General features: G+C 40.0%; 20 protein-coding genes. 10 read left to right on the top strand and 10 right to left on the bottom strand.

The window, feature by feature from the left end; all coding sequences use genetic code 11:
• The first annotated feature begins 92 nt into the window (after positions 1-92).
• The 7 genes from dapB to KV40_RS03605 all read left to right on the top strand — a co-directional run bounded on the left by dapB (position 93) and on the right by KV40_RS03605 (position 6086).
• The gene (gene dapB / locus KV40_RS03635) at positions 93-917 is read left to right on the top strand and encodes a 4-hydroxy-tetrahydrodipicolinate reductase (protein ID WP_036478206.1); all 825 of its coding nucleotides are present in this window, start codon (positions 93-95) and stop codon (positions 915-917) included.
• Positions 918-1038: 121 nt separating this feature from the next.
• The gene (locus KV40_RS03630) at positions 1039-2058 is read left to right on the top strand and encodes a hypothetical protein (RefSeq protein WP_036478204.1); all 1020 of its coding nucleotides are present in this window, start codon (positions 1039-1041) and stop codon (positions 2056-2058) included.
• A gap of 288 nt (positions 2059-2346) precedes the next feature.
• On the top strand, positions 2347-2556 hold the full coding sequence (locus tag KV40_RS03625; RefSeq protein WP_036478202.1) for an NblA/ycf18 family protein: 210 nt from the start codon (positions 2347-2349) through the stop codon (positions 2554-2556).
• A gap of 234 nt (positions 2557-2790) precedes the next feature.
• The gene (gene purH, locus KV40_RS03620; protein WP_036478201.1) at positions 2791-4332 is read left to right on the top strand and encodes a bifunctional phosphoribosylaminoimidazolecarboxamide formyltransferase/IMP cyclohydrolase; all 1542 of its coding nucleotides are present in this window, start codon (positions 2791-2793) and stop codon (positions 4330-4332) included.
• Positions 4333-4460: 128 nt separating this feature from the next.
• The gene (rpsU, locus tag KV40_RS03615) at positions 4461-4637 is read left to right on the top strand and encodes a 30S ribosomal protein S21 (RefSeq protein WP_006507325.1); all 177 of its coding nucleotides are present in this window, start codon (positions 4461-4463) and stop codon (positions 4635-4637) included.
• A gap of 261 nt (positions 4638-4898) precedes the next feature.
• Entirely contained in the window at positions 4899-5672 is a 774-nt protein-coding gene (locus tag KV40_RS03610; protein WP_036478197.1) for a hypothetical protein, read from the top strand.
• Positions 5673-5726: 54 nt separating this feature from the next.
• Entirely contained in the window at positions 5727-6086 is a 360-nt protein-coding gene (locus KV40_RS03605; protein ID WP_036478195.1) for a phage holin family protein, read from the top strand.
• Positions 6087-6143: 57 nt separating this feature from the next.
• Here the strand turns inward: KV40_RS03605 and KV40_RS03600 are convergent, their stop codons facing one another.
• Both KV40_RS03600 and KV40_RS03595 read right to left on the bottom strand, forming a co-directional pair.
• Positions 6144-6746, bottom strand: coding sequence for an ATP-dependent Clp protease proteolytic subunit (locus tag KV40_RS03600; RefSeq protein ID WP_036478193.1), 603 nt, complete (start codon positions 6744-6746; stop codon positions 6144-6146).
• Positions 6747-6774: 28 nt separating this feature from the next.
• Positions 6775-7461, bottom strand: a complete 687-nt coding sequence (locus tag KV40_RS03595; protein WP_036478191.1) for an ATP-dependent Clp protease proteolytic subunit — start codon at positions 7459-7461, stop codon at positions 6775-6777.
• A 208-nt stretch (positions 7462-7669) separates the two neighbouring features.
• Between KV40_RS03595 and KV40_RS03590 the strand changes: the two genes are divergently transcribed.
• Positions 7670-8950: a methylglyoxal synthase gene (locus tag KV40_RS03590; RefSeq protein WP_036478189.1), complete on the top strand. Its 1281-nt coding sequence runs from the start codon at positions 7670-7672 to the stop codon at positions 8948-8950.
• A 25-nt stretch (positions 8951-8975) separates the two neighbouring features.
• Here the strand turns inward: KV40_RS03590 and KV40_RS03585 are convergent, their stop codons facing one another.
• From KV40_RS03585 to KV40_RS03575, 3 genes are all read right to left on the bottom strand, one after another.
• On the bottom strand, positions 8976-10082 hold the full coding sequence (locus KV40_RS03585; protein ID WP_036478187.1) for a YihY/virulence factor BrkB family protein: 1107 nt from the start codon (positions 10080-10082) through the stop codon (positions 8976-8978).
• A 113-nt stretch (positions 10083-10195) separates the two neighbouring features.
• A complete protein-coding gene (locus tag KV40_RS03580) occupies positions 10196-11035 on the bottom strand; it encodes a M56 family metallopeptidase (protein ID WP_036478184.1) in 840 nt (279 codons plus the stop codon).
• A 1-nt stretch (position 11036) separates the two neighbouring features.
• Entirely contained in the window at positions 11037-11456 is a 420-nt protein-coding gene (locus KV40_RS03575) for a BlaI/MecI/CopY family transcriptional regulator (RefSeq protein ID WP_036478182.1), read from the bottom strand.
• 340 nt (positions 11457-11796) lie between these two features.
• Between KV40_RS03575 and KV40_RS03570 the strand changes: the two genes are divergently transcribed.
• Complete coding sequence (locus tag KV40_RS03570; protein WP_036478181.1) at positions 11797-12480, top strand: hypothetical protein; 684 nt, start codon at positions 11797-11799, stop codon at positions 12478-12480.
• A gap of 5 nt (positions 12481-12485) precedes the next feature.
• Here KV40_RS03570 and KV40_RS03565 read toward each other — a convergent pair whose 3' ends face one another.
• The 5 genes from KV40_RS03565 to KV40_RS03545 form a co-directional block, all read right to left on the bottom strand.
• The gene (locus tag KV40_RS03565) at positions 12486-12938 is read right to left on the bottom strand and encodes a hypothetical protein (RefSeq protein ID WP_036478179.1); all 453 of its coding nucleotides are present in this window, start codon (positions 12936-12938) and stop codon (positions 12486-12488) included.
• Positions 12939-13038: 100 nt separating this feature from the next.
• Positions 13039-14265, bottom strand: a complete 1227-nt coding sequence (locus KV40_RS03560) for an ergothioneine biosynthesis protein EgtB (RefSeq protein ID WP_036478177.1) — start codon at positions 14263-14265, stop codon at positions 13039-13041.
• Positions 14237-15034 carry an ergothioneine biosynthesis protein EgtC gene (gene egtC, locus KV40_RS03555; RefSeq protein ID WP_036478175.1) on the bottom strand — a complete coding sequence of 266 codons (798 nt, stop codon included), beginning with the start codon at positions 15032-15034 and terminating at the stop codon, positions 14237-14239. Before egtC ends, KV40_RS03560 begins: the two co-directional genes overlap by 29 nt.
• A gap of 123 nt (positions 15035-15157) precedes the next feature.
• On the bottom strand, positions 15158-15919 hold the full coding sequence (locus KV40_RS03550) for a biotin/lipoate A/B protein ligase family protein (RefSeq protein WP_052055322.1): 762 nt from the start codon (positions 15917-15919) through the stop codon (positions 15158-15160).
• A 24-nt stretch (positions 15920-15943) separates the two neighbouring features.
• Positions 15944-16420, bottom strand: a complete 477-nt coding sequence (locus KV40_RS03545; RefSeq protein WP_036478174.1) for a YbjN domain-containing protein — start codon at positions 16418-16420, stop codon at positions 15944-15946.
• A 217-nt stretch (positions 16421-16637) separates the two neighbouring features.
• Between KV40_RS03545 and KV40_RS03540 the strand changes: the two genes are divergently transcribed.
• Positions 16638-18395 carry a ShlB/FhaC/HecB family hemolysin secretion/activation protein gene (locus KV40_RS03540; RefSeq protein WP_052055321.1) on the top strand — a complete coding sequence of 586 codons (1758 nt, stop codon included), beginning with the start codon at positions 16638-16640 and terminating at the stop codon, positions 18393-18395.
• The last annotated feature ends 3 nt before the right edge of the window (positions 18396-18398 follow it).

Here is an 18398-nt window from a genome sequence, read left to right as displayed (position 1 = left end):
ATCAAAATTTTGTTGGCTATAGCAATTATTAATTGTTTGTCTGGCAATTCGATCTAAAATTCTTCTGAGAACTTTTTAAGGATATGTAGCAAATGACACAATCGCCAATTCCAGTAGTCGTCAACGGTGCTTTGGGTAAAATGGGACGAGAAACGGTTAAAACCGTAGCTCAAGCTGAAGATATGATGCTAGTAGGAGCGATTGATAAAAATCCCGCTCATCTTGGTGAAGATATTGGGGAAATAATCGGTTGCGGTGCTTTAGAAGTTCCCGTTCTCAATGATTTAGAAAGTGTTCTGGTCTTAGCTACCCAGGAAAAAGTACAGGGGGTAATGGTAGACTTTACCCATCCCGACAGCGTTTATGAAAATACCCGTAGTGCGATCGCTTACGGAGTTCGTCCAGTTGTGGGAACTACAGGACTGAGCGACAAACAGATTAAGGACTTGGCTGAATTTGCCGATAAAGCTACCACAGGAGCTTTAATTGTCCCCAACTTTTCTATTGGCATGGTGTTACTGCAGCAGGCTGCCGTTACCGCCTCTCAATATTTCGATCATGTAGAAATTATCGAACTGCATCATGACCGCAAAGCAGATGCCCCCAGCGGTACGGCAATTAAAACTGCCCAAATGCTGGCAGAAATGGGTAAAAACTTTAATCCGCCCAAAGTAGAGTCAAGCGAAACTATTGCTGGTGCTAGAGGCGGTGACGGCGCGGGTAATATTCCCATCCATAGCGTTCGCTTACCTGGTTTGATTGCCCATCAAGAAGTAATTTTTGGCGCGACAGGGCAAATTTATACCCTACGACACGACACAAGCGATCGCTCCTGCTATATGCCTGGAGTTTTACTCGCCATTCGCAAAGTTACCGAACTTACTTCTTTAGTTTATGGTTTGGAAAAAATAATATAAATCTGCTATTTATATTCTGCTAAAACAGATTGAGATTTGTTTGTGAAAAAGCAATTAGAGGGTGGAAGCTAAAATAGTGCGGCGACGAACACTATTTACACTTTAAAAAAAACTTAGTTTTATGAGCCGCAACATTCGTTTGTTTCCAACCTACTCTCAAAAAGAGAATCAGACGACAAATCACTGCTTGCTAATTCTCAAATTATTGTACGAAGAAAACCCTAAGTTTCTTTCTGAAGCCTTGAGTAATTTATTAGATGAAAGTTTTTCAGGCACAGTAGGGGTACAGTTTATGCAACAAAGGCAGGGTAAAGACTCTGTTCCTGATGGAGAAATTACTCAAGCTCCCTTTTCAATTTTTATCGAAACGAAACACGGTAGTAATTTTGATAAAGGACAACTTTTGAGACATCTAGAAACCCTAAAACAAAAGCAAGGACAAAAAATATTACTGGCTTTGGGTAATTTTGAGCAAGATAATACCTATCATCCTGATTTTTTAGAGATTGCTCAAAAAGCTAAAAATTATAATGTTTCTTTTGCTCCTGTTAGCTTTGAGCAGTTTCTTCAATCAATTCAATTGAGCAACTTTTCAAAAAACTTAGTAGATGCAGTCTTAGATTTGGGTGAATATCTGGACGAAAACAATTTGTTACCGTCTTGGAAATATCGATTAGATGTCGTCAACTGTAGTCAACTTTTTGACAATGTAATAGATTACAAAATTTATACTTGTCCGACAAAAGGTGGATCTTATAACCATCGTCGAAGCTTATATTTCGGAGCTTATCGTAATAAGCGTGTCGAACAAATTGCTAAAATTGAGGCTGTTCTAGATTTAGAGTCTGAAGACGAATATAAGTTGGTTTGGAAGAATGATAGTCGCTCAGATAAAGAGTTAAGACAAATTGCATTCGAGCGATTTCAACGCTACACAAATAATGAGCCTTGGTATCCTGTAAGAATATTTATATTAGGCAATTTGCATAATACGGAATTTACTAAAGACAGTCCTGGTGGAATGTGGGTTACTAAGCAGTATTTCGACATTGAAAAATTAAAAGTTGATAATGCAGAAGACTTAGCAATGAAATTGAAAGACAAGACTTGGGAAAATTATTTATTAAGTTTTGCGGAATAGATAATTATTACAACTTCGTTAAAAACTAAGTTAATGCTTACAAAGCCTTGTCTTGAGAAATTTAGCTCTAAACGCTGACGTTGGAAAAATTGTAAATTGTATTTTTAGCGATCGCTATATTATGTTGATTTCTTGTAAGCTTTTCCCTGTCTAATGTTTTCGGTTATTACTACGCTGCTATTTGTCAATCTTTATAAATAATTGTTTACAATGTAACAGAAAGTAAATTAAACAGCCTTTAAACTAGGGTTGTTCATTACTGAAAGTACATGGAGAATTCACATGGATATGAATAGACAAGACAATCAACTAACTATGGAACAAGAACTCAACCATAGAATCTTTTCTGACAGCGTGCGAGAACTTTCTAAAGAACAAGCGCAAGAACTGTTAGTTCAGATGCACAAACAAACATTGCTTAAAGAAAACATTTATCGAGATTTATTCCTCAGCCAAGAAAAAGACATCGTCGATTCTTTATTTGGCGTTAGAAAATAAGCATTCAATAATTAACAGGGAGCAAGATTTAATGAACAATGTTTACTGTTGACTGCTTACTGCTTATTGTTAAACGATCGTTGTCGATCGATCGAGGCACATTGTATTTAGCAAAACGAAATTATGTTACGTTTGAAGGTAGGGACAATCCGCGACAGCCTGTAAGTTCCGAGCAAAAATAACCGAAATATCATAAGGTAGATAATGCTCGTTCGATAAGGAAATAGCAAATTTATGAGTCGTCTTGCCCTACTTAGCGTATCTAATAAAACTGGTATTGTAGAACTAGCTCGCCAGCTAGTGGAAAAACTTGACTTTGAAATTATTAGTAGTGGCGGTACGGCAAAAACTCTACAGGAAGCTGGTATTGAAGTTACCAAAGTCAGTGACTACACGGGATCGCCAGAAATTTTGGGGGGAAGGGTTAAAACTCTTCATCCTCGCATACATGGGGGTATCTTAGGTAGAAAAAATTTGCCTGAAGACAGTGCCGAAATGCAGGCAAACAGTATTCGCCCTATAGATTTAGTGGTGGTAAACCTCTATCCTTTCGAGCAAACAATTGCTACAGACGTTTCAGTAGCAGAAGCAATCGAACAAATTGATATTGGTGGACCTACTTTATTAAGAGCAGCAGCTAAAAATTTTGCTTACCTCACGGTATTGTGTAATCCCAACCAATACTCAGAATATCTAGCAGAAATTGATAATTCTAATGGAGATATATCTTTAGAATTTCGACAAAAAATGGCGGGAAAAGCTTTTGCTCATACCCATAGTTACGATCGCGCTATTTCGGCTTATTTTGCAAATTTAAACGAAGCCGAAGAATCAGCCGACACATACAGTCTTTCTGGTACAAAAATCCAAACTTTACGCTACGGTGAAAATCCCCATCAAGGTGCTGCTTGGTATCGAGAAGGTAGTACAGCTTCGGGTTGGGCAGCAGCAGAAAAGTTGCAGGGAAAAGAATTGAGCTACAACAATTTAGTAGACTTAGAAGCAGCAAGAAGAATTATTGCTGAATTTCCCGAATCAGAACCAGCCGCCGCAGTACTCAAGCATACTAATCCTTGTGGTGCTGCAGTTAGCAATAGTTTGGCGGCAGCTTACGAAAAAGCTTTTAATGCTGATTCTGTCTCTGCTTTTGGCGGTATCGTAGCACTCAATCAATCGATAGACGCAGCGACAGCAAAAGCACTTACTAAGACTTTTTTAGAATGCGTTGTCGCGCCTGACTGTAATGCCGAAGCAAGAAAGATTCTTCAGGCAAAATCCAAACTGCGAATTTTACTACTGCCAGATTTAATTGCGGGTAACAAACAAATTATTAAAGCAATTGCTGGTGGTTTTTTGGTTCAAGCCAGCGATGATTTAATCGAAAATCCCGATAATTGGCAAATCGTTACCGACAAACAGCCTACTAGCCAACAAATTGCCGAAATGCTGTTCGCTCAAAAAATAGTCAAGCACGTTAAATCTAATGCGATTGTAGTGACGAGCGATCGCACTACTGTCGGTATTGGGGCGGGGCAAATGAATCGCGTTGGTTCGGTAGATATTGCCCTCAAACAAGCAGGAGAAAAAGCTAGAGGAGGTATTTTAGCCAGCGACGGGTTTTTCCCTTTCGATGACTCGGTACGTACTGCGGCACGGGCAGGAATAACGGCAATAATTCAGCCTGGTGGTTCGATAAGAGATAAAGACTCGATCGCGGCAGCTAACGAGTTGGGGATCGCTATGGTATTAACTGGTACTCGTCATTTTTTACATTAAATTTCGAGTTAGAGAGTAATTTAGGCGATCGCTTTGACGTTGCATAGTTAATCGAAGCTGCTATTATATAATTAGAGGAAACTTGTCTCTATATAACTAGAAACTAATTATTTGGAGGATGATTTTTAATGACCCAAGTGGTTGTTGGACAAAACGAAAACATAGAATCTGCACTACGTCGATTTAAACGCCAAGTATCTAAGGCTGGTATCTTTGCCGATATCAAACGTCGTCGCCACTACGAAACCCCAATAGAAAAACGTAAGCGCAAAGCAATTGCTCGTCGCAAAAAACGTTATCGTTAAACGCACTACACAGTTTTGAGCTTACTAAAGCATTCTTTATGAGCTAAGAATAAAAGAAATTAGATGTTGCCGAATACACGACTATCTCAGTCATAGCTTCATTAGTTAGAGCCTGGAATTAATTCTGAGATTATTTAAATTGTTGTCATTCGGCAACATCTTTTTATGTTAATTAGCCACTGTTATTATTTTCCGAGAGATGGGCATACTGAGTGAGTACTTATTTGCCTAAATAAGCTGTAATGTTCTCTCGAATATTCTATGAATAAATCTCACCAGCAACAGTGGATTGTCGCTCAAAATTCTTCTGACCGACAAATTATTCCCTTGAAACCAGAGCTACTATCTCATCCATTTTGGGCATTTAGTAGTTTGGGTTTAATAGTTGGTCTGGTAGGTTTATTCGTATATAGCAGATGGAAGAACCGTAAAATGGTTGCGGCGATCGCATACGAGCAGCGTAAAATTGAAAGCTTAGAAAAAAGATTGAATACTGCTCTGGCAACGATACGCAAGTGGGAAGAAAATCCAGACTTGGTGCATTCGCGAGACTGCAATCTAGACTATATTAGAATGCGAATGCAGGAACCAACATTTCATGGAGCTTTAACCAACCAGGCAAAAGTAAAAGTCAAACAGTTTATTAGTACCGCTTTGCGAATTAATTTATCAAAAAACGCTGGTGGTGGGGTAGCTAGCAGACATGGCTTTAAAATCGACGAAATTTTTGATATTACCTATGAAACTGATATACAAGGTAAACGCCGTCGCCGAGTTTTATTTCGCATTCAAGTTAAATTGATGAAATTGCCTACTCAATCTACATCTAGTACGGTAAATCAAATTGTCGAATGCGTAGAAACTTTTTTAAGTCCCATTGACGACCGAGATAACTGGCAGCCAACTATTCAAGGTCATATTGTTTCGATGAGTTGGAATCAAATGGCGAAACCAACGCCTTTATTACTGATAGAACAGCATACGGGCGGTGCCAATGTTAACTTTCGCACTAAAAAAACCACTAAAAATCGTTAACGCAAATCTATTAAGATTAGAGGAAGAAAGACCTAATCTAAAGAAAGATAGAAAATGCTGCAATTTTTGCTTACCTGGTTGGCAACTGCTATTTCTTTATTAATAACGGCGAAGATCGTTCCTGGTTTGGCGATTACTAGCTTCACGGCAGCTGTTGTTGGCGCGGCAGTTTTAGGCTTAGTTAACGCCATAGTCAAGCCTATTTTAATTTTATTTACTTTACCGCTAACAATCTTGACCTTGGGCTTATTTTTGTTTGTGGTCAACGCCATTACCTTGGGAATAGTAGGATATTTAACTCCAGGGTTTCAAGTTGGTGGTTTTTTTGCCGCCTTATTTGGTTCGATTGTATTGGCGTTAGTTTCTGGACTAATTGCAGGGTTGTTTCCTGGCGATCGACCTAGAGATTATTAAGCGAAAAAAGCGATCGCTCAATCTTCGAGCGATCGCTTTAACTTTAAGTTTGCTTTACTAAGCAACTTTATCTTCGATTACCCGATCGATCAAACCATATTCTTTGGCTTCATGTGCCGACATAAAATAATCGCGATCGGTATCTTTTTGAATTTTTTCTAATGGCTGGTCTGTATTTTCTGCCATCATGCGGTTGAGTTGGTCGCGGATACGCAAGATTTCTTTAGCTTCAATTTCAATATCTGAAGCCTGTCTGCGTCCTTGAATGCCACCTAGAGGTTGGTGAATCATAATTCTCGAATGGGGCAAAGCGAGGCGTTTTCCTTTTGTGCCGCCAGCAAGTAGAAAAGCCCCCATAGATGCTGCTAATCCAACACAAATTGTTACCACCTCAGATTTGATGTGACGCATGGTGTCGTAAATAGCCAAACCAGCAGTGACCGAGCCGCCTGGAGAATTGATGTAAAGATAAATTGGTTTGCCAGGATCGTCAGAATCTAGATACAGCATAATGGCAATAATTTGGTTTGCCAAAGCATCATTGACTCCTCTACCGAGAAAAATGATTCGTTCGCGATACAGGCGATCGTAAATACTGATCCAGTCGCTATAAGGCTGACCTGGCATTTGATAGGGAACTTTAGGAATACCAATTGGCATAGATTTTACCTAATGAATTTTTAATACTTTAAGTGATTGCAGAAACGGGAGTGGGAAGTTCGGAAGTACTTTCCAAAACTTTATCGATTAAGCCATATTCTTTGGCTTCTTGAGGAGTCATGTAAAGCATTCTGTCAGTATCTTTTTCTAGCTTTTCGATTGGTTGCCCGGTATTTTGGCTAAAAATTTCTAATACTGCTTGTTTGTTTTGTAATACTTCTTTGGCTCTAATTTGAATGTCGGTTGCTTGTCCTTGCGCTCCCTGACGTGCCTGATGTAAGATAATTGTTCCATTAGGCAAACTCGCACGACACCCCTTTGTTCCTGAAGACAAAATCATCGCCGCCGTTCCCATTGCCTGACCGATACAGATAGTATGAACGGGAGGCTTGATATAATTTATCGTGTCGCAAATTGCAAAAGCTTCAGTTTCAAATCCAATTGAATCTCCACCATACCAAGAAGTACCAGTAGAGTTGATATACATCATAATTGGCTTTTCGGGATCGTCAAACTGTAAAAATAACAGTTGGGCGATAATTAATTCGGTAACGTCAACCCCAATTTGATCTTTGTATTCGTCGGGAGATACTAAAGGTAGTCCCAGATAAATAATCCGCTCTTTTAATAGTAGAGATGGCAAATCTGGGGGGGGAGTGCGGTAATTAGCACCACCTCTGTAGGGTGCTTGAACTGCTTTAATTGATAAATCCATAGTATCTTTCACTTGTTTGTTGCTAGCGGTCTAGTTGTCTGCTCTACAAATTTAAAGCTAGTTTGCCGATAATCTATAATTAAGCTTTAAAACAACGCTGGTAATGATGATTTTAACGCATTACCCCTAAGAGCATAGAGTTAAAAGAGGTATCTAAAACCGAACCAATTTTTCGCTCTTTTTTTTCAGTCTCTTTACTATTTTGACTATGGCAAGAACTATTGCTTTTATCGCTCACGATCGCCAAAAAGCTGATTTGGTCGCTTTTACCCAACGACATCAGCCTTTACTATCTCGCTATCATACGATAGCTACGGGAATTACAGGGCAAAGAATTGCTGCTTCGACAAATTTAGAAGTAGAACAGATGGAACCTGGTTCTAGAGGAGGAGACGTGCAAATTGCCGCTAGAGTAGTTTCGGGAGAAGTAATAGCGGTAATCTTTTTAGTCGATCCTCTGAAAGTTCAAGCTCACGAACCGAATTTCGAGCTACTGCTGCGGGTTTGCAATTTACATTCAGTAGCAATGGCGACTAATTTAGCCACTGCTGAGGCAATCGTACGCAGTTTTGCTGATAGCTTAGTCGCACATTTAATCTTCAATCCTGCTTCGGGACATGGTAATGCCGAACAGGATTTAGATTTTATCCAAGAAATGCTCGAACCCCATCTTCATCTAGAAATTCACCTGACCACCCCTGAAATAAGCCCCCGACAGCTAGCAAAAAAAGCGATCGCCGAAGCTGCCAATTTAATAATTGCTTCTGGTGGTGACGGCACGGTTTCGTCTGTGGCAGGAGCGGTTATTGGTACGGATATCCCTCTAGGAATAATACCCAGAGGTACCGCTAATGCTTTTGGTATGGCATTGGGGATTACGCAGCAAATCGCCCAAATTCGACGCGCTTGTGAAATTATTTTGGCGGGTAAAACTAGAGTCGTCGATGCAGCTTACTGTAATGATAAACCTTTAATTTTACTGGCGGGAGTGGGTTATGAAGCCGAAACAATTGCTAAAGCCGATCGCGAAGCTAAAAACCGTTGGGGATCTCTGGCTTATATCATGGCAGGCTGGCAGCAATTAAACGAACACGAACTGTTTGAGGCTGAAGTTGAAGTTGAAGGAGAGTGTAAAACTTTTGAAGCAGGAGCAATTACTGTTGCCAACGCCGCACCTCCTACCTCAATTTTGGCTCAGGGCATTGGTGAAGTAGTTATGGATGATGGTTTATTAGATATTACTATCGCCACCGCAGAAACTAAGTTACAAGCCGTGACTACAATGCTAAATATGCTCGGTAGTGCTTTGATCAAAACCAATCGCGAACATGAAAATATCGTTCATTTGCGATCGCGTAAAGTCAAAATTGCTGCTAAACCGCCACAAAAAGTCGTTCTCGATGGCGAAATTATTGGTGAAACACCGATAGAAATTGAATGTATACCCCAAGGGTTGACAGTTTTTGCTCCTGTAAACAATGAGGAATAAAAGCAAAAATATTCTTAAATTCAAATTAAGAATAATCTTCGAGCATTTTTTTGCCCACAGTAACGTTTAGCTGTTCTCCAATAAGCATGACTAATGAACTTAAATACAGCCACAGCATTAAGACAACAATAGTTGCAATTGCTCCATAAATTTTGTTGTAGATGCCAATATGAGTAACATAAACCCGAAACATCAGCGAAACAACTGCCCACAAGCCAGCAGCTATAATTGCTCCTGGTACGATTGGAATATGGGGTTGGCGATAGCTGACACCAAAGCGATAAACTAAACCAAAAGCGATCGCCACTAGGCTTAAGGCAATGGGAAATCCCAACAGTCGCCAAAAATAAATTGAAACTATAGTAAGCTCGATTTCAAACTCTGAATAAGCGATGGCGTTTTCTACTAGAACACAAGCAGAGTAAACCAACTGCATTAATAAGGCACTAACTACAACGACTGCATTAACAATATGTACTTTTAATCGGCGTTTTTTGTCCTTTAGGCTAGTTTTAAAGCGATAAACAAAACCGAGAGCGATCGCAAAAACAGTTAAAATTGAAATTACACTAAAAATTTTCCAAGTAACTAACAACAATTGATTCCAACTTTGCTGTAGAGCCAACTGGAATAAAAAATCTCCTACCCAAAGCAGAAAGCAGGCAACGATCGTAAATGCCAGGGTACAAATAGTCAGCAAGATTGCCAGTAATTTAGTTTTCCAAAAAGAACGCTTGTATGCTGCTGGAACTTGATGAATCAGATCTAAGGCATTAATTGCCGCACTCAATACGCCAGAAATAAACCAAATAGCCGTAATAGAGCTTAAGGAGAACCAGCTAGTATTTTCTGAAAGTTGTACCTCTCGAACAAATTCTAAAATTAACTCCCAAACTTGTCTGGGAACTATCTCGGCAAAATGCGTGGCAAGCTGGATAACAGTTAATTCTACGGAGGATTCAAACAAGCCAATTGCCATTACAATTGCAATAATTGCTGGAAATAGCCCCAACATAGCATGATAAGCCATTTCCGCAGATAGACCAGTCAGCCGTTGTTCGATAACGCTAGCAATAGTTTTTTGTAGCGCGTTCCAGTCAAGATGACGCACAAAACGAATCCAAATAGACATCTAGAATTTCTACTGAATTAACTTCCCAATGTTATAACTGGTGTTACCCAGATGCGTCATGAGTACAATGCTCTATTCAGTCACAATAGCTTGCCAGTAATTTTTCTAGCCGTCTAACTATGTAAGGGAATAGTTATAAATGGTAACAACAGCAAAGCCAGCCAACTCCAATTAAGCCAATGCGCTTTAGGAATTGACTCATCGGATAACAAAAAGTCAATTCTTGTTTCTAAACGATTGAAATTAGCGGGATAGCTAAAGTGTGCCGACAGCATTTGCGGCGATTCTAAAGGGGCTTTAACTACTGTCAATAAAGATTCGGCTAATAATAAAGAGTTGGTTTTTGCTGCTGCTTGGTAGTCGGCTCTCAATTCTCTAAGCAACAACAGTTCCTGCCATAAAGATGCTGTCTGTGGCAACCAATTCGTAATACAACGCAGCCAGCCAAACCAAAAAAACCAAAATGTATCGCGATAGTGAGCGTGAGCTTCCTCATGGGCAAAGACAGCAGTTAAGTGTTCTTCATCCAAAGCTTCGAGTAATCCTTCACTAACTACTAGTTGAGAATTCCAAAAACCAATTTGAGCAATGTATGGCAAATCTAGAGTTAGAATTCGCACCGTTTTGTCAGCGATAGTTTGTTTTCGATAAGTATTAAGCTGTTGCAACGAGCGGACACCATGATATGTCGATTTTAGTAACAGACAGCCAGCAAAAATCACCAATCCCCATGACACTATGTATCCCAGCCAGCTAGCTCTAACACCAAGCATTTCTCCCTGAAATCCCATGCAGATTACTGCTAGAGCCGTACTTAAAAGTAATAGTGGGGGAAAAAGTAGTAAAAATAGACAGCGGTTCCAGCGTTGGTGCCAACTTAACTCTAAAGGAACTTTTAGTTGTCTTAGCTGCCACGCTATTGCCAATACCATCACTATACCAACCAGATGCATACTAATTTTCCTCTCTCTGACGGCGAATTGCTTTAAGGCGAGAAGCAATGTTTTCAATTTGTTCTAAACTAGCCGTATCCAGACTATCGGCAAAAGATGCCACCAAATCTGGATTGCTTACTGCCAAGAAACCATGTAATTGTTCGTAAGATTTTATTGCTTGAGCTTGTTCGCGGGATATTACTGGTTGCCATGAAAAAGCTCTTCCTTTTTTGCAACACTTGAGCCAGCCTTTAGCAGTCAAACGACGCAATACGGTAGTTACAGAAGTGTATGCCAGTTCGCGATCGGGATCGGCTAAGATTCGTTCGTGAACTTCTTTAACCGTCACGATTTTTAACTGCCAAACTATTTCCAGGATTTCTGTTTCTAAAGGACCGAGAGATAGCTTTTTTGGTCGGCGATTGGGGAGAGGAGACATCAATAGTTTTTGCAGGCGATTACAAATTTTATTTTACCCGACCGTGTCGTTCTCTATCTTTTTACTCTTCAATAATAAGATGATTGCCAATAAGAAAATATAGCTCGCAACTATAGTGCTAGCTAAAGTTTCCTTTAGCAAAATCTCAACTAATATATTGATAGATGTCAATATTTTTAGAGCGCAATTGGCTCTGCCAACGCGCAGGGCGCGGTCGCGTTTTGTTGAAAAGTTAAAATTGCTGAAGGAAGTTAGCTAGTAGTTGACAGAGCTATCTCGGTGTTTCTATAAAAAATAATACTTTTTAAATATACTTTATTTCTATTTTATTAAAATCGCTATGAATTATTGGTGGCAGGGAACGACGTTAGTTTTAGCAACTTTATTCGGTATATTTGGAGGAGATCCTTTATCTGCAACTTCGTCTAGCAACATTTTGCAAGAGGTTCAAACTACTAAAAACAGGCGCATGCCGATAGTAGCACAACAAAATTTAGATTGTTCGCAGTTTGCAGCTAATTATACAAAAGTATATGCGTTTGAAACCCAAAGATTTTGTATCAGTATTTACCAGGCTGATAATGATTTTTTTTACTTCAGGCAGTCTAAGGCAGATCCCGAGGAACTTTTAATACTCCCAGCTACTGCTGTTTTTGGTGGCACTATCTTTCAGGCTATTGACGGTAAAACTGTTTATTTTGTTGGACTCGATGCTAATGGTTATTATTCTTCGGTAATGCGAAATAATGATGAAGTCGTGTTCGAGCCAGAAATACAGCCATCAATGGTAGATTTACCTAAAAATGAGCGTTCCAAACATACTTTGACCGAAAATATTCCGTTTTTGACTGATTCCCACGAAAACGATCCTGACGCTCGAGTAAACCAATTTAAGCAGGAAACTGACTGGAAAAATTGTACTCAAGATGAAAAAATTAATCCACTTATAAATAGCTGGCAAAAACTTATTGGTACTTCAACTACAACAGCTAATAACTGTCAAATACCAGCCGAACTCAATTAATTTTGTCAGCAGATGGCAATTTCCTGGGGATTGACAGCTATTAACACTCGATCGCCATAAGCAATATTGGCAATGGGCAGGGCAATTACTTCTAGTACTGAGTCATCTTGAAAATGACCGATTTTGGTTTCGGGATGGGGATAATAAATCAATCCCGAATAGCTAATATCGTTAAAAATTATCTGACAGGGGGAAAAAGAAAAAGTTTCTGCTGGATAATTGGGATGCCACTTAACGTTTTTAAACGTATATTTAGGTCGCTCGATCTCAAAAGTATGAGGAGCGATCGAGATATTTAAGGTACCAGAAAAATAAGGACTGAGATCGAGTCCTAGCTGTTTAAAAAACGGTAGCTGCATTTCAAGAGTACCGCGATCGTAAGGGCTATCTTCCCCCGATCCCGATGCTACTCGATGACCCGATTTTACTACTCCTGTTATTTTTTGTTCTGGGTGCATAGATTAAATATTAAAAAGATGTATAGAATTAAGCGTTTGCTTTTAATTAGTTCAATATTCTCATAAATATCGGCTAGTTTCAGACTAACAAACTAGTACATTAATCCCTAGCACAGCGAAACCCAACTAAAATTTGTCTGACCCAGGGATGATACCAGTTACGAAAGCTAGTTCTTAGCGTCCAGGGAGATGTAGCCCAACTACCGCCTCGTAGAACTCGATGTTGATTATCGAAATAAGCTCGAGAATATCCAAAGTAGGGATAGCTACTAAAACCACAATAGCCAGCAAACCAGGAAGATGTCCATTCCCAGACATTGCCCAACATATCGTAGCAACCGCAGGAACTTTGACCTTCAGGATAGGCATTAACTGGAGTAGTATGTCCGATTAAGCTATTGTGGTTGCACTTTAGCGAAGTTGCAGGTACTGTAGTAATTCCGCAGGCGGCTTTTTCCCATTCTGCTTCGGTAGGCAGCCTTTTGCCAACAAAGTTAGCGTAGGCTTCGGCTTCATAGTAACTAACACCACAGACTGGATGATTATCCCATTCGACGGCATCCGACCAATACAAAGGCTGGCAGACGGGATTGTTTTGCAACCATTGCCAGCCTGTTTCCGACCAATAGCAACGATTTTGATAACCCCCAGAGATAATAAATTCTCGATATTGACGGCAGGTCACGGGATAGCGGTCTAACCAATAAGAGTTTAAATATACTTTATGTGCTGGACGTTCGTTATCTTGAGCTTCAATTGCATTACTACCCATGCAAAATTCTCCTGCGGGTATGCTTACCATTTCGGTTAAATTAAAACTAGACTCCGTTCCTGCTGTCGAACTTCGGGCAAAATTAACTTGCGAAACTAGATTTTGGTTGCGGCGATACAGTTGCAGAAGAAACGCCATAGTTTCATTATGCTGGCTTTCATGTTGAATTAACCATTGCCAAAGTCGTTCTTGACTATCTAAAGATGAGGTTTCGAGATAGTCTAAAATTTTAGTTCTAACTATAGACAGGTAATCTCGAATAGTTTTAATGGAAGGTAAATTTTGTCGCTGGGCTTTGGGTAAACCATCTGCTGCAAATAGAACGCGATATTCGGGAAACAAAGGCGAACAATTGCCTAGATATTCGAGAATCCAATAGGCTTCAGTAAAGGCAATATGTCCGAAATGCCAACCTATAGGGCTAAAATCGGGATGTGCCTGACTGGTAAAAGCTTCCGAGTTGGTTTGAACGATTAAATCTAGAGTTTTTTGACGACATCGAGCTAAATCGCGTGAGATCGCTCGTTTACGTAATTGAACTGACTTTGACTTCAAGATCTTCTCCTACACTAATGATGCTTTTTTCGGGGCATTCAATCCAATTACCCTCAAACATGGGTTCGGAAACAATCATTACTGCATTTGAGTATAAAATATCTTCTTGCAATTTGAGATAGTACAGTGTGGGGCTGGCATGGCGATTGGAATAACGACAGGCAGTTAGTTCTTTGCCGTTACTAATTACCACATTGGCAGAAAATTCTATTTCGCCACCGTAAGATAACTCTACCAGTTTGGCGATTGCAGTTTCTAAAGCGCGATCGATACTCATTCCTTCATTAGATTCTAATTCGCTAACTACCAGTGCAAAAATGTGTTCCGAGTCGGTAGTGCCTTCAATACGGCGATAGGCAAAGTCAGTCAAATGATTGCGTATCGGTCGATACATGGTTTTCCTAAAGTCATCGATATAGCCATTGTGAATGAATAATAAATCTTCGTGAGTGAAAGGCTGGCAGTTAATTAAATCTACCGATAACCCAGAAGTGGCACTGCGAACATAGCCTAAAACACAGTGTGATTCTACATAGCGGTTGAGGTGAGATAGATTGATATCATTCCAAATGGGCAAGATATTTTTATACGTAAAGGGCGGAACTAATTTACTGGCATGATACCAACCAATGCCAAAACCATCGGCGTTCATTAGTCCTGCGGTCATTTCGCGTGGTTGATAGCTTTGAACGATTAGAGAGTGTTCTGGTTTGTCAAATAAACGATCTAAGGTAACGGCAGAACCGAGATAGCCCAATAAGCGACACATATAGATAAATATATAAATTCTAGGCGATCGATAACCTACAAATTATATCCAACGATTGGAATTACTGTCTTCGTTGCCGAAATTGACAATTTGTTTAAAAGACTGTCGCACTAATAATTTCTTTTAAGAATGACTATAAGAATTTTTGATTTCTTGCCATTCGGCATCTGACAATGCTTGTTCTACTAGTTCGATCTCCCAGCAGTCGCTTGCAGCTTTGGTTAAATGTTCGATAATTTTATCTATAGAGCGATCGCCCCGATGAGGAATTAACTCTAACAAGTTTTTACCTACAGGTTGGTTAAATATTTTTATTGCCAAATTTTTATCTGTACTCAACAGGATCGAACCATGCTGTAGAATAGCTTTACCTCGGCGTAGCTGTGCGCTACCGATCGCCTTTTCTCCTGTAGTGGTAACTAAATCGGCAACCGTTGCCGTACTAAAACAGTTGGGGTTTGCCATGTATTCTTTGGTCGCATTGCCGTAAGATAGCTCGACACCGAGCGATCGCCAACCTGCAATTAGAAAACGGCAAATTTGCTTGTATATTTCCAGTCTTTTACCAGGTGGAGTAGAGGTTACTACCGCATAGGTAAGATCGCCTTGATGTAATACTGCTTTACCTCCTGTAGGGCGGCGTACGATATCTAGAGGCTGTTTCCAGATTAATTTTTGCCAGGCTAAAGGATAATTTTTTTGGTGATAACCCAAAGAAATTGCTGCTGGATACCACGTGTAAAATCGCAAAGTTGGAGGATGTTTTCCACGACGATGTTTTTCTAGCAACCAGCGATCGATTGCCATTTGTGTGTGTCCCGACGCTACTATTGGAGGAATAAAACGCCAGGTTGGAAATGAAGTGAAGTAGCAATCGCCAGTCACCGTTAACTAGTCACCAAAACTAAATTAAGCAGCACCAAATTCTTCTTTAAGCATTTCGTCATTGTCATCGGCAATATTGGCAACTAGAGTGATAATGCGCGATATTTCTCCTGGATATAAATCCGCAACGGTACGTTGAGCCGAAACCATTACCGTGTCATTGTTAATACTAAAGCAAGTTTCAAAAGTACCCGTCCAGTTCATTTCCAACAATCGACGCATCAAACCAGGTTCGTTTTTGGCTGGCAATTTCAAGACATTTGCCCATACGGTAAATAAGTCGTCATCAGTTTCGCCCGTAAGCTGAACGAAGACTTCTACACTACCGTATTGAAATTTCCACAGACTACCTTCATCAGTATGGTTGACCATTGCCGTATTTTCGCCGTCGAGACTGGAAATTACGGTTTCGATTACCTCTTGATGGCTAGAATTTTCCTCGATTAGTTCTTCAATAGCTTGCTCGGTATCTACTTCTATATTAGAAATCTGACTAATCATAACGGCTTACCTTAAATTAATTTAATACCTACTCAATCGTAAATCTAACATTTAGTATCGACAATTGTTGGCTCCCTCGCCACTATTATTTATACTAAGACAGTAAAAAATTGGCTTTCTAGCGTTTAATTTTAAAATTTTTTATAGCAATGTTACTTTTTAAGTCTTTGTGGGCATACTGTAGCGGTTAATTTTGCTATAAATTAGAGCTAACTTTATGTGGCAGTCAGATGCTATGGTGCATTTGGGATTAAAACATTGGAAATTGTTTGGGTACGGTAATCTTGCCGCCATTTTATCATTCGCGCTATCGCTGCCAACTATTCTGGTAGTGCAACCTGCAAATGCAGAAACAATTAATACGCTAACAGCAGAGCGCGAGCAATTATCAAACAATTCCGTTCGCTCGGCAGATTCCAATATCCTTAATATCACTGCACCCAAAACCAAACCTAATGACAATTCCGTTGCCGCAGCTAGTGATGACAATATTCCCGAAAGCATCGTTGTTAAGAGCTTTGATATAGTTGGTAGTACGGTATTTAGCCAGGAAGAATTAGCCAGTGCAGTTGCTTCTTATCAAAACCGCTCTTTAACTCTATCAGAACTATATCAAGCCAGAAGTGAGATTACCAAGCTTTATACCGAAGAGGGCTATGTTAACTCTGGTGCTTATATACCGCCACAAGAGCTAGATGATGGTAAAGTAACTATTGCTGTTTTAGAAGGTGAATTAGAAGCGATTGAAGTTAGGGGAACAGAACGTTTAGATCCCGATTACGTGCGATCGCGCCTGGAAACCGCAGCGGATAAACCCGTTAATGTCGAGTCTTTGCTCGAAGCTTTGCAGCTATTGCGACTCGATCCTTTAATTGCTAGCGTCTCGGCAGAACTTTCAGCAGGAGTTCGTCAGGGAACGAGCTTGCTGGATGTAAAAATTGAAGAAGCAGATAATTTTAATGTTACTACTAGTTTTGATAACGGGAGGTCGCCAAGCGTTGGCACTAATCGGCGAGCAGTCGGTTTAAATCATCGCAACTTACTTGGTTTTGGTGACGAGTTTAGTTTTGGTTATGCTAATACCGAAGGTAGCGATAGCTTTGATTTTGCCTATAGTTTTCCCTTTAATGCTCTAGATGGCACGGTAGGACTAGCTTACGGGTTTAATTTTAATGAAGTAATAGAGGATCCGTTTAATGCACTCGATATCGAATCGGAGTCGCGATATTACGAGCTTAGTTTGCGTCAGCCAATAATCAATCGCCCCAATCGAGAATTGGCTTTGGGAATTAGCTTTACTCGTCAAGAAAGCGAAACCTTGCTTCTAAATACTCCTTTTGCTCTATCTCGCGGTGCAGATGAGAATGGTGAAACTAGAATCAGCACGATTCGCCTGTTTCAAGAATTTATCGAGCGCGACGATAAAAAAGTTTTAGCTTTTCGTTCCAGCTTTAATATTGGTATAGATGCTTTTGACGCTACTAGTAATGCAGACGCTCCTGACAGTATCTTTTTTGCTTGGCGGGGTCAAAGCCAATGGGTTCGTCAGCTAGAACGAGATTTTGTGTTTTTGTTGAGAGGAGATTTACAGTTAGCAACTACGGGGTTGGTACCTCTAGAGCAGTTTCGGCTTGGTGGCTTTAACAGCGTTAGAGGTTATCGCCAAGATTTGATTTTGGGGGACAATGGCCTATTTGCCAGTGCCGAACTGAGAATTCCTGTATTGCGGTTGGGTAGAACAAATGGAGTAATACAGCTAGCTCCTTTTTTCGATCTCGGTACGGCATGGAGCAGCGACGACATGGCGATCGATGATGACTTTATCAGTGCTGTAGGCATCGGTTTGGTATTCAGAGCGGGAGAAAACTTCAATGCTCGCCTAGACTGGGGTATACCTTTGGTAGATATCGATACCGACAGCAATTCCTTACAAGAGGATGGAATTTATTTTTCTATCGATTACAATTTCTTTTAAAAA

Source organism: Myxosarcina sp. GI1 (assembly GCF_000756305.1).
In the GTDB taxonomy this organism is placed as follows: Bacteria; Cyanobacteriota; Cyanobacteriia; order Cyanobacteriales; family Xenococcaceae; genus Myxosarcina.
This window is presented reverse-complemented; position numbering and strand designations above follow the sequence as displayed.

Bases quoted from the DNA above. Each gene is read 5' to 3' on its own strand.
- dapB (WP_036478206.1), top strand. From the start codon at position 93: ATGACACAATCGCCAATTCCAGTAGTCGTCAACGGTGCTTTGGGTAAA.
- KV40_RS03630 (WP_036478204.1), top strand. From the start codon at position 1,039: ATGAGCCGCAACATTCGTTTGTTTCCAACCTACTCTCAAAAAGAGAAT.
- KV40_RS03625 (WP_036478202.1), top strand. From the start codon at position 2,347: ATGAATAGACAAGACAATCAACTAACTATGGAACAAGAACTCAACCAT.
- purH (WP_036478201.1), top strand. From the start codon at position 2,791: ATGAGTCGTCTTGCCCTACTTAGCGTATCTAATAAAACTGGTATTGTA.
- rpsU (WP_006507325.1), top strand. From the start codon at position 4,461: ATGACCCAAGTGGTTGTTGGACAAAACGAAAACATAGAATCTGCACTA.
- KV40_RS03610 (WP_036478197.1), top strand. From the start codon at position 4,899: ATGAATAAATCTCACCAGCAACAGTGGATTGTCGCTCAAAATTCTTCT.
- KV40_RS03605 (WP_036478195.1), top strand. From the start codon at position 5,727: ATGCTGCAATTTTTGCTTACCTGGTTGGCAACTGCTATTTCTTTATTA.
- KV40_RS03600 (WP_036478193.1), bottom strand. From the start codon at position 6,746: ATGCCAATTGGTATTCCTAAAGTTCCCTATCAAATGCCAGGTCAGCCT.
- KV40_RS03595 (WP_036478191.1), bottom strand. From the start codon at position 7,461: ATGGATTTATCAATTAAAGCAGTTCAAGCACCCTACAGAGGTGGTGCT.
- KV40_RS03590 (WP_036478189.1), top strand. From the start codon at position 7,670: ATGGCAAGAACTATTGCTTTTATCGCTCACGATCGCCAAAAAGCTGAT.
- KV40_RS03585 (WP_036478187.1), bottom strand. From the start codon at position 10,082: ATGTCTATTTGGATTCGTTTTGTGCGTCATCTTGACTGGAACGCGCTA.
- KV40_RS03580 (WP_036478184.1), bottom strand. From the start codon at position 11,035: ATGCATCTGGTTGGTATAGTGATGGTATTGGCAATAGCGTGGCAGCTA.
- KV40_RS03575 (WP_036478182.1), bottom strand. From the start codon at position 11,456: ATGTCTCCTCTCCCCAATCGCCGACCAAAAAAGCTATCTCTCGGTCCT.
- KV40_RS03570 (WP_036478181.1), top strand. From the start codon at position 11,797: ATGAATTATTGGTGGCAGGGAACGACGTTAGTTTTAGCAACTTTATTC.
- KV40_RS03565 (WP_036478179.1), bottom strand. From the start codon at position 12,938: ATGCACCCAGAACAAAAAATAACAGGAGTAGTAAAATCGGGTCATCGA.
- egtC (WP_036478175.1), bottom strand. From the start codon at position 15,034: ATGTGTCGCTTATTGGGCTATCTCGGTTCTGCCGTTACCTTAGATCGT.
- KV40_RS03545 (WP_036478174.1), bottom strand. From the start codon at position 16,420: ATGATTAGTCAGATTTCTAATATAGAAGTAGATACCGAGCAAGCTATT.
- KV40_RS03540 (WP_052055321.1), top strand. From the start codon at position 16,638: ATGTGGCAGTCAGATGCTATGGTGCATTTGGGATTAAAACATTGGAAA.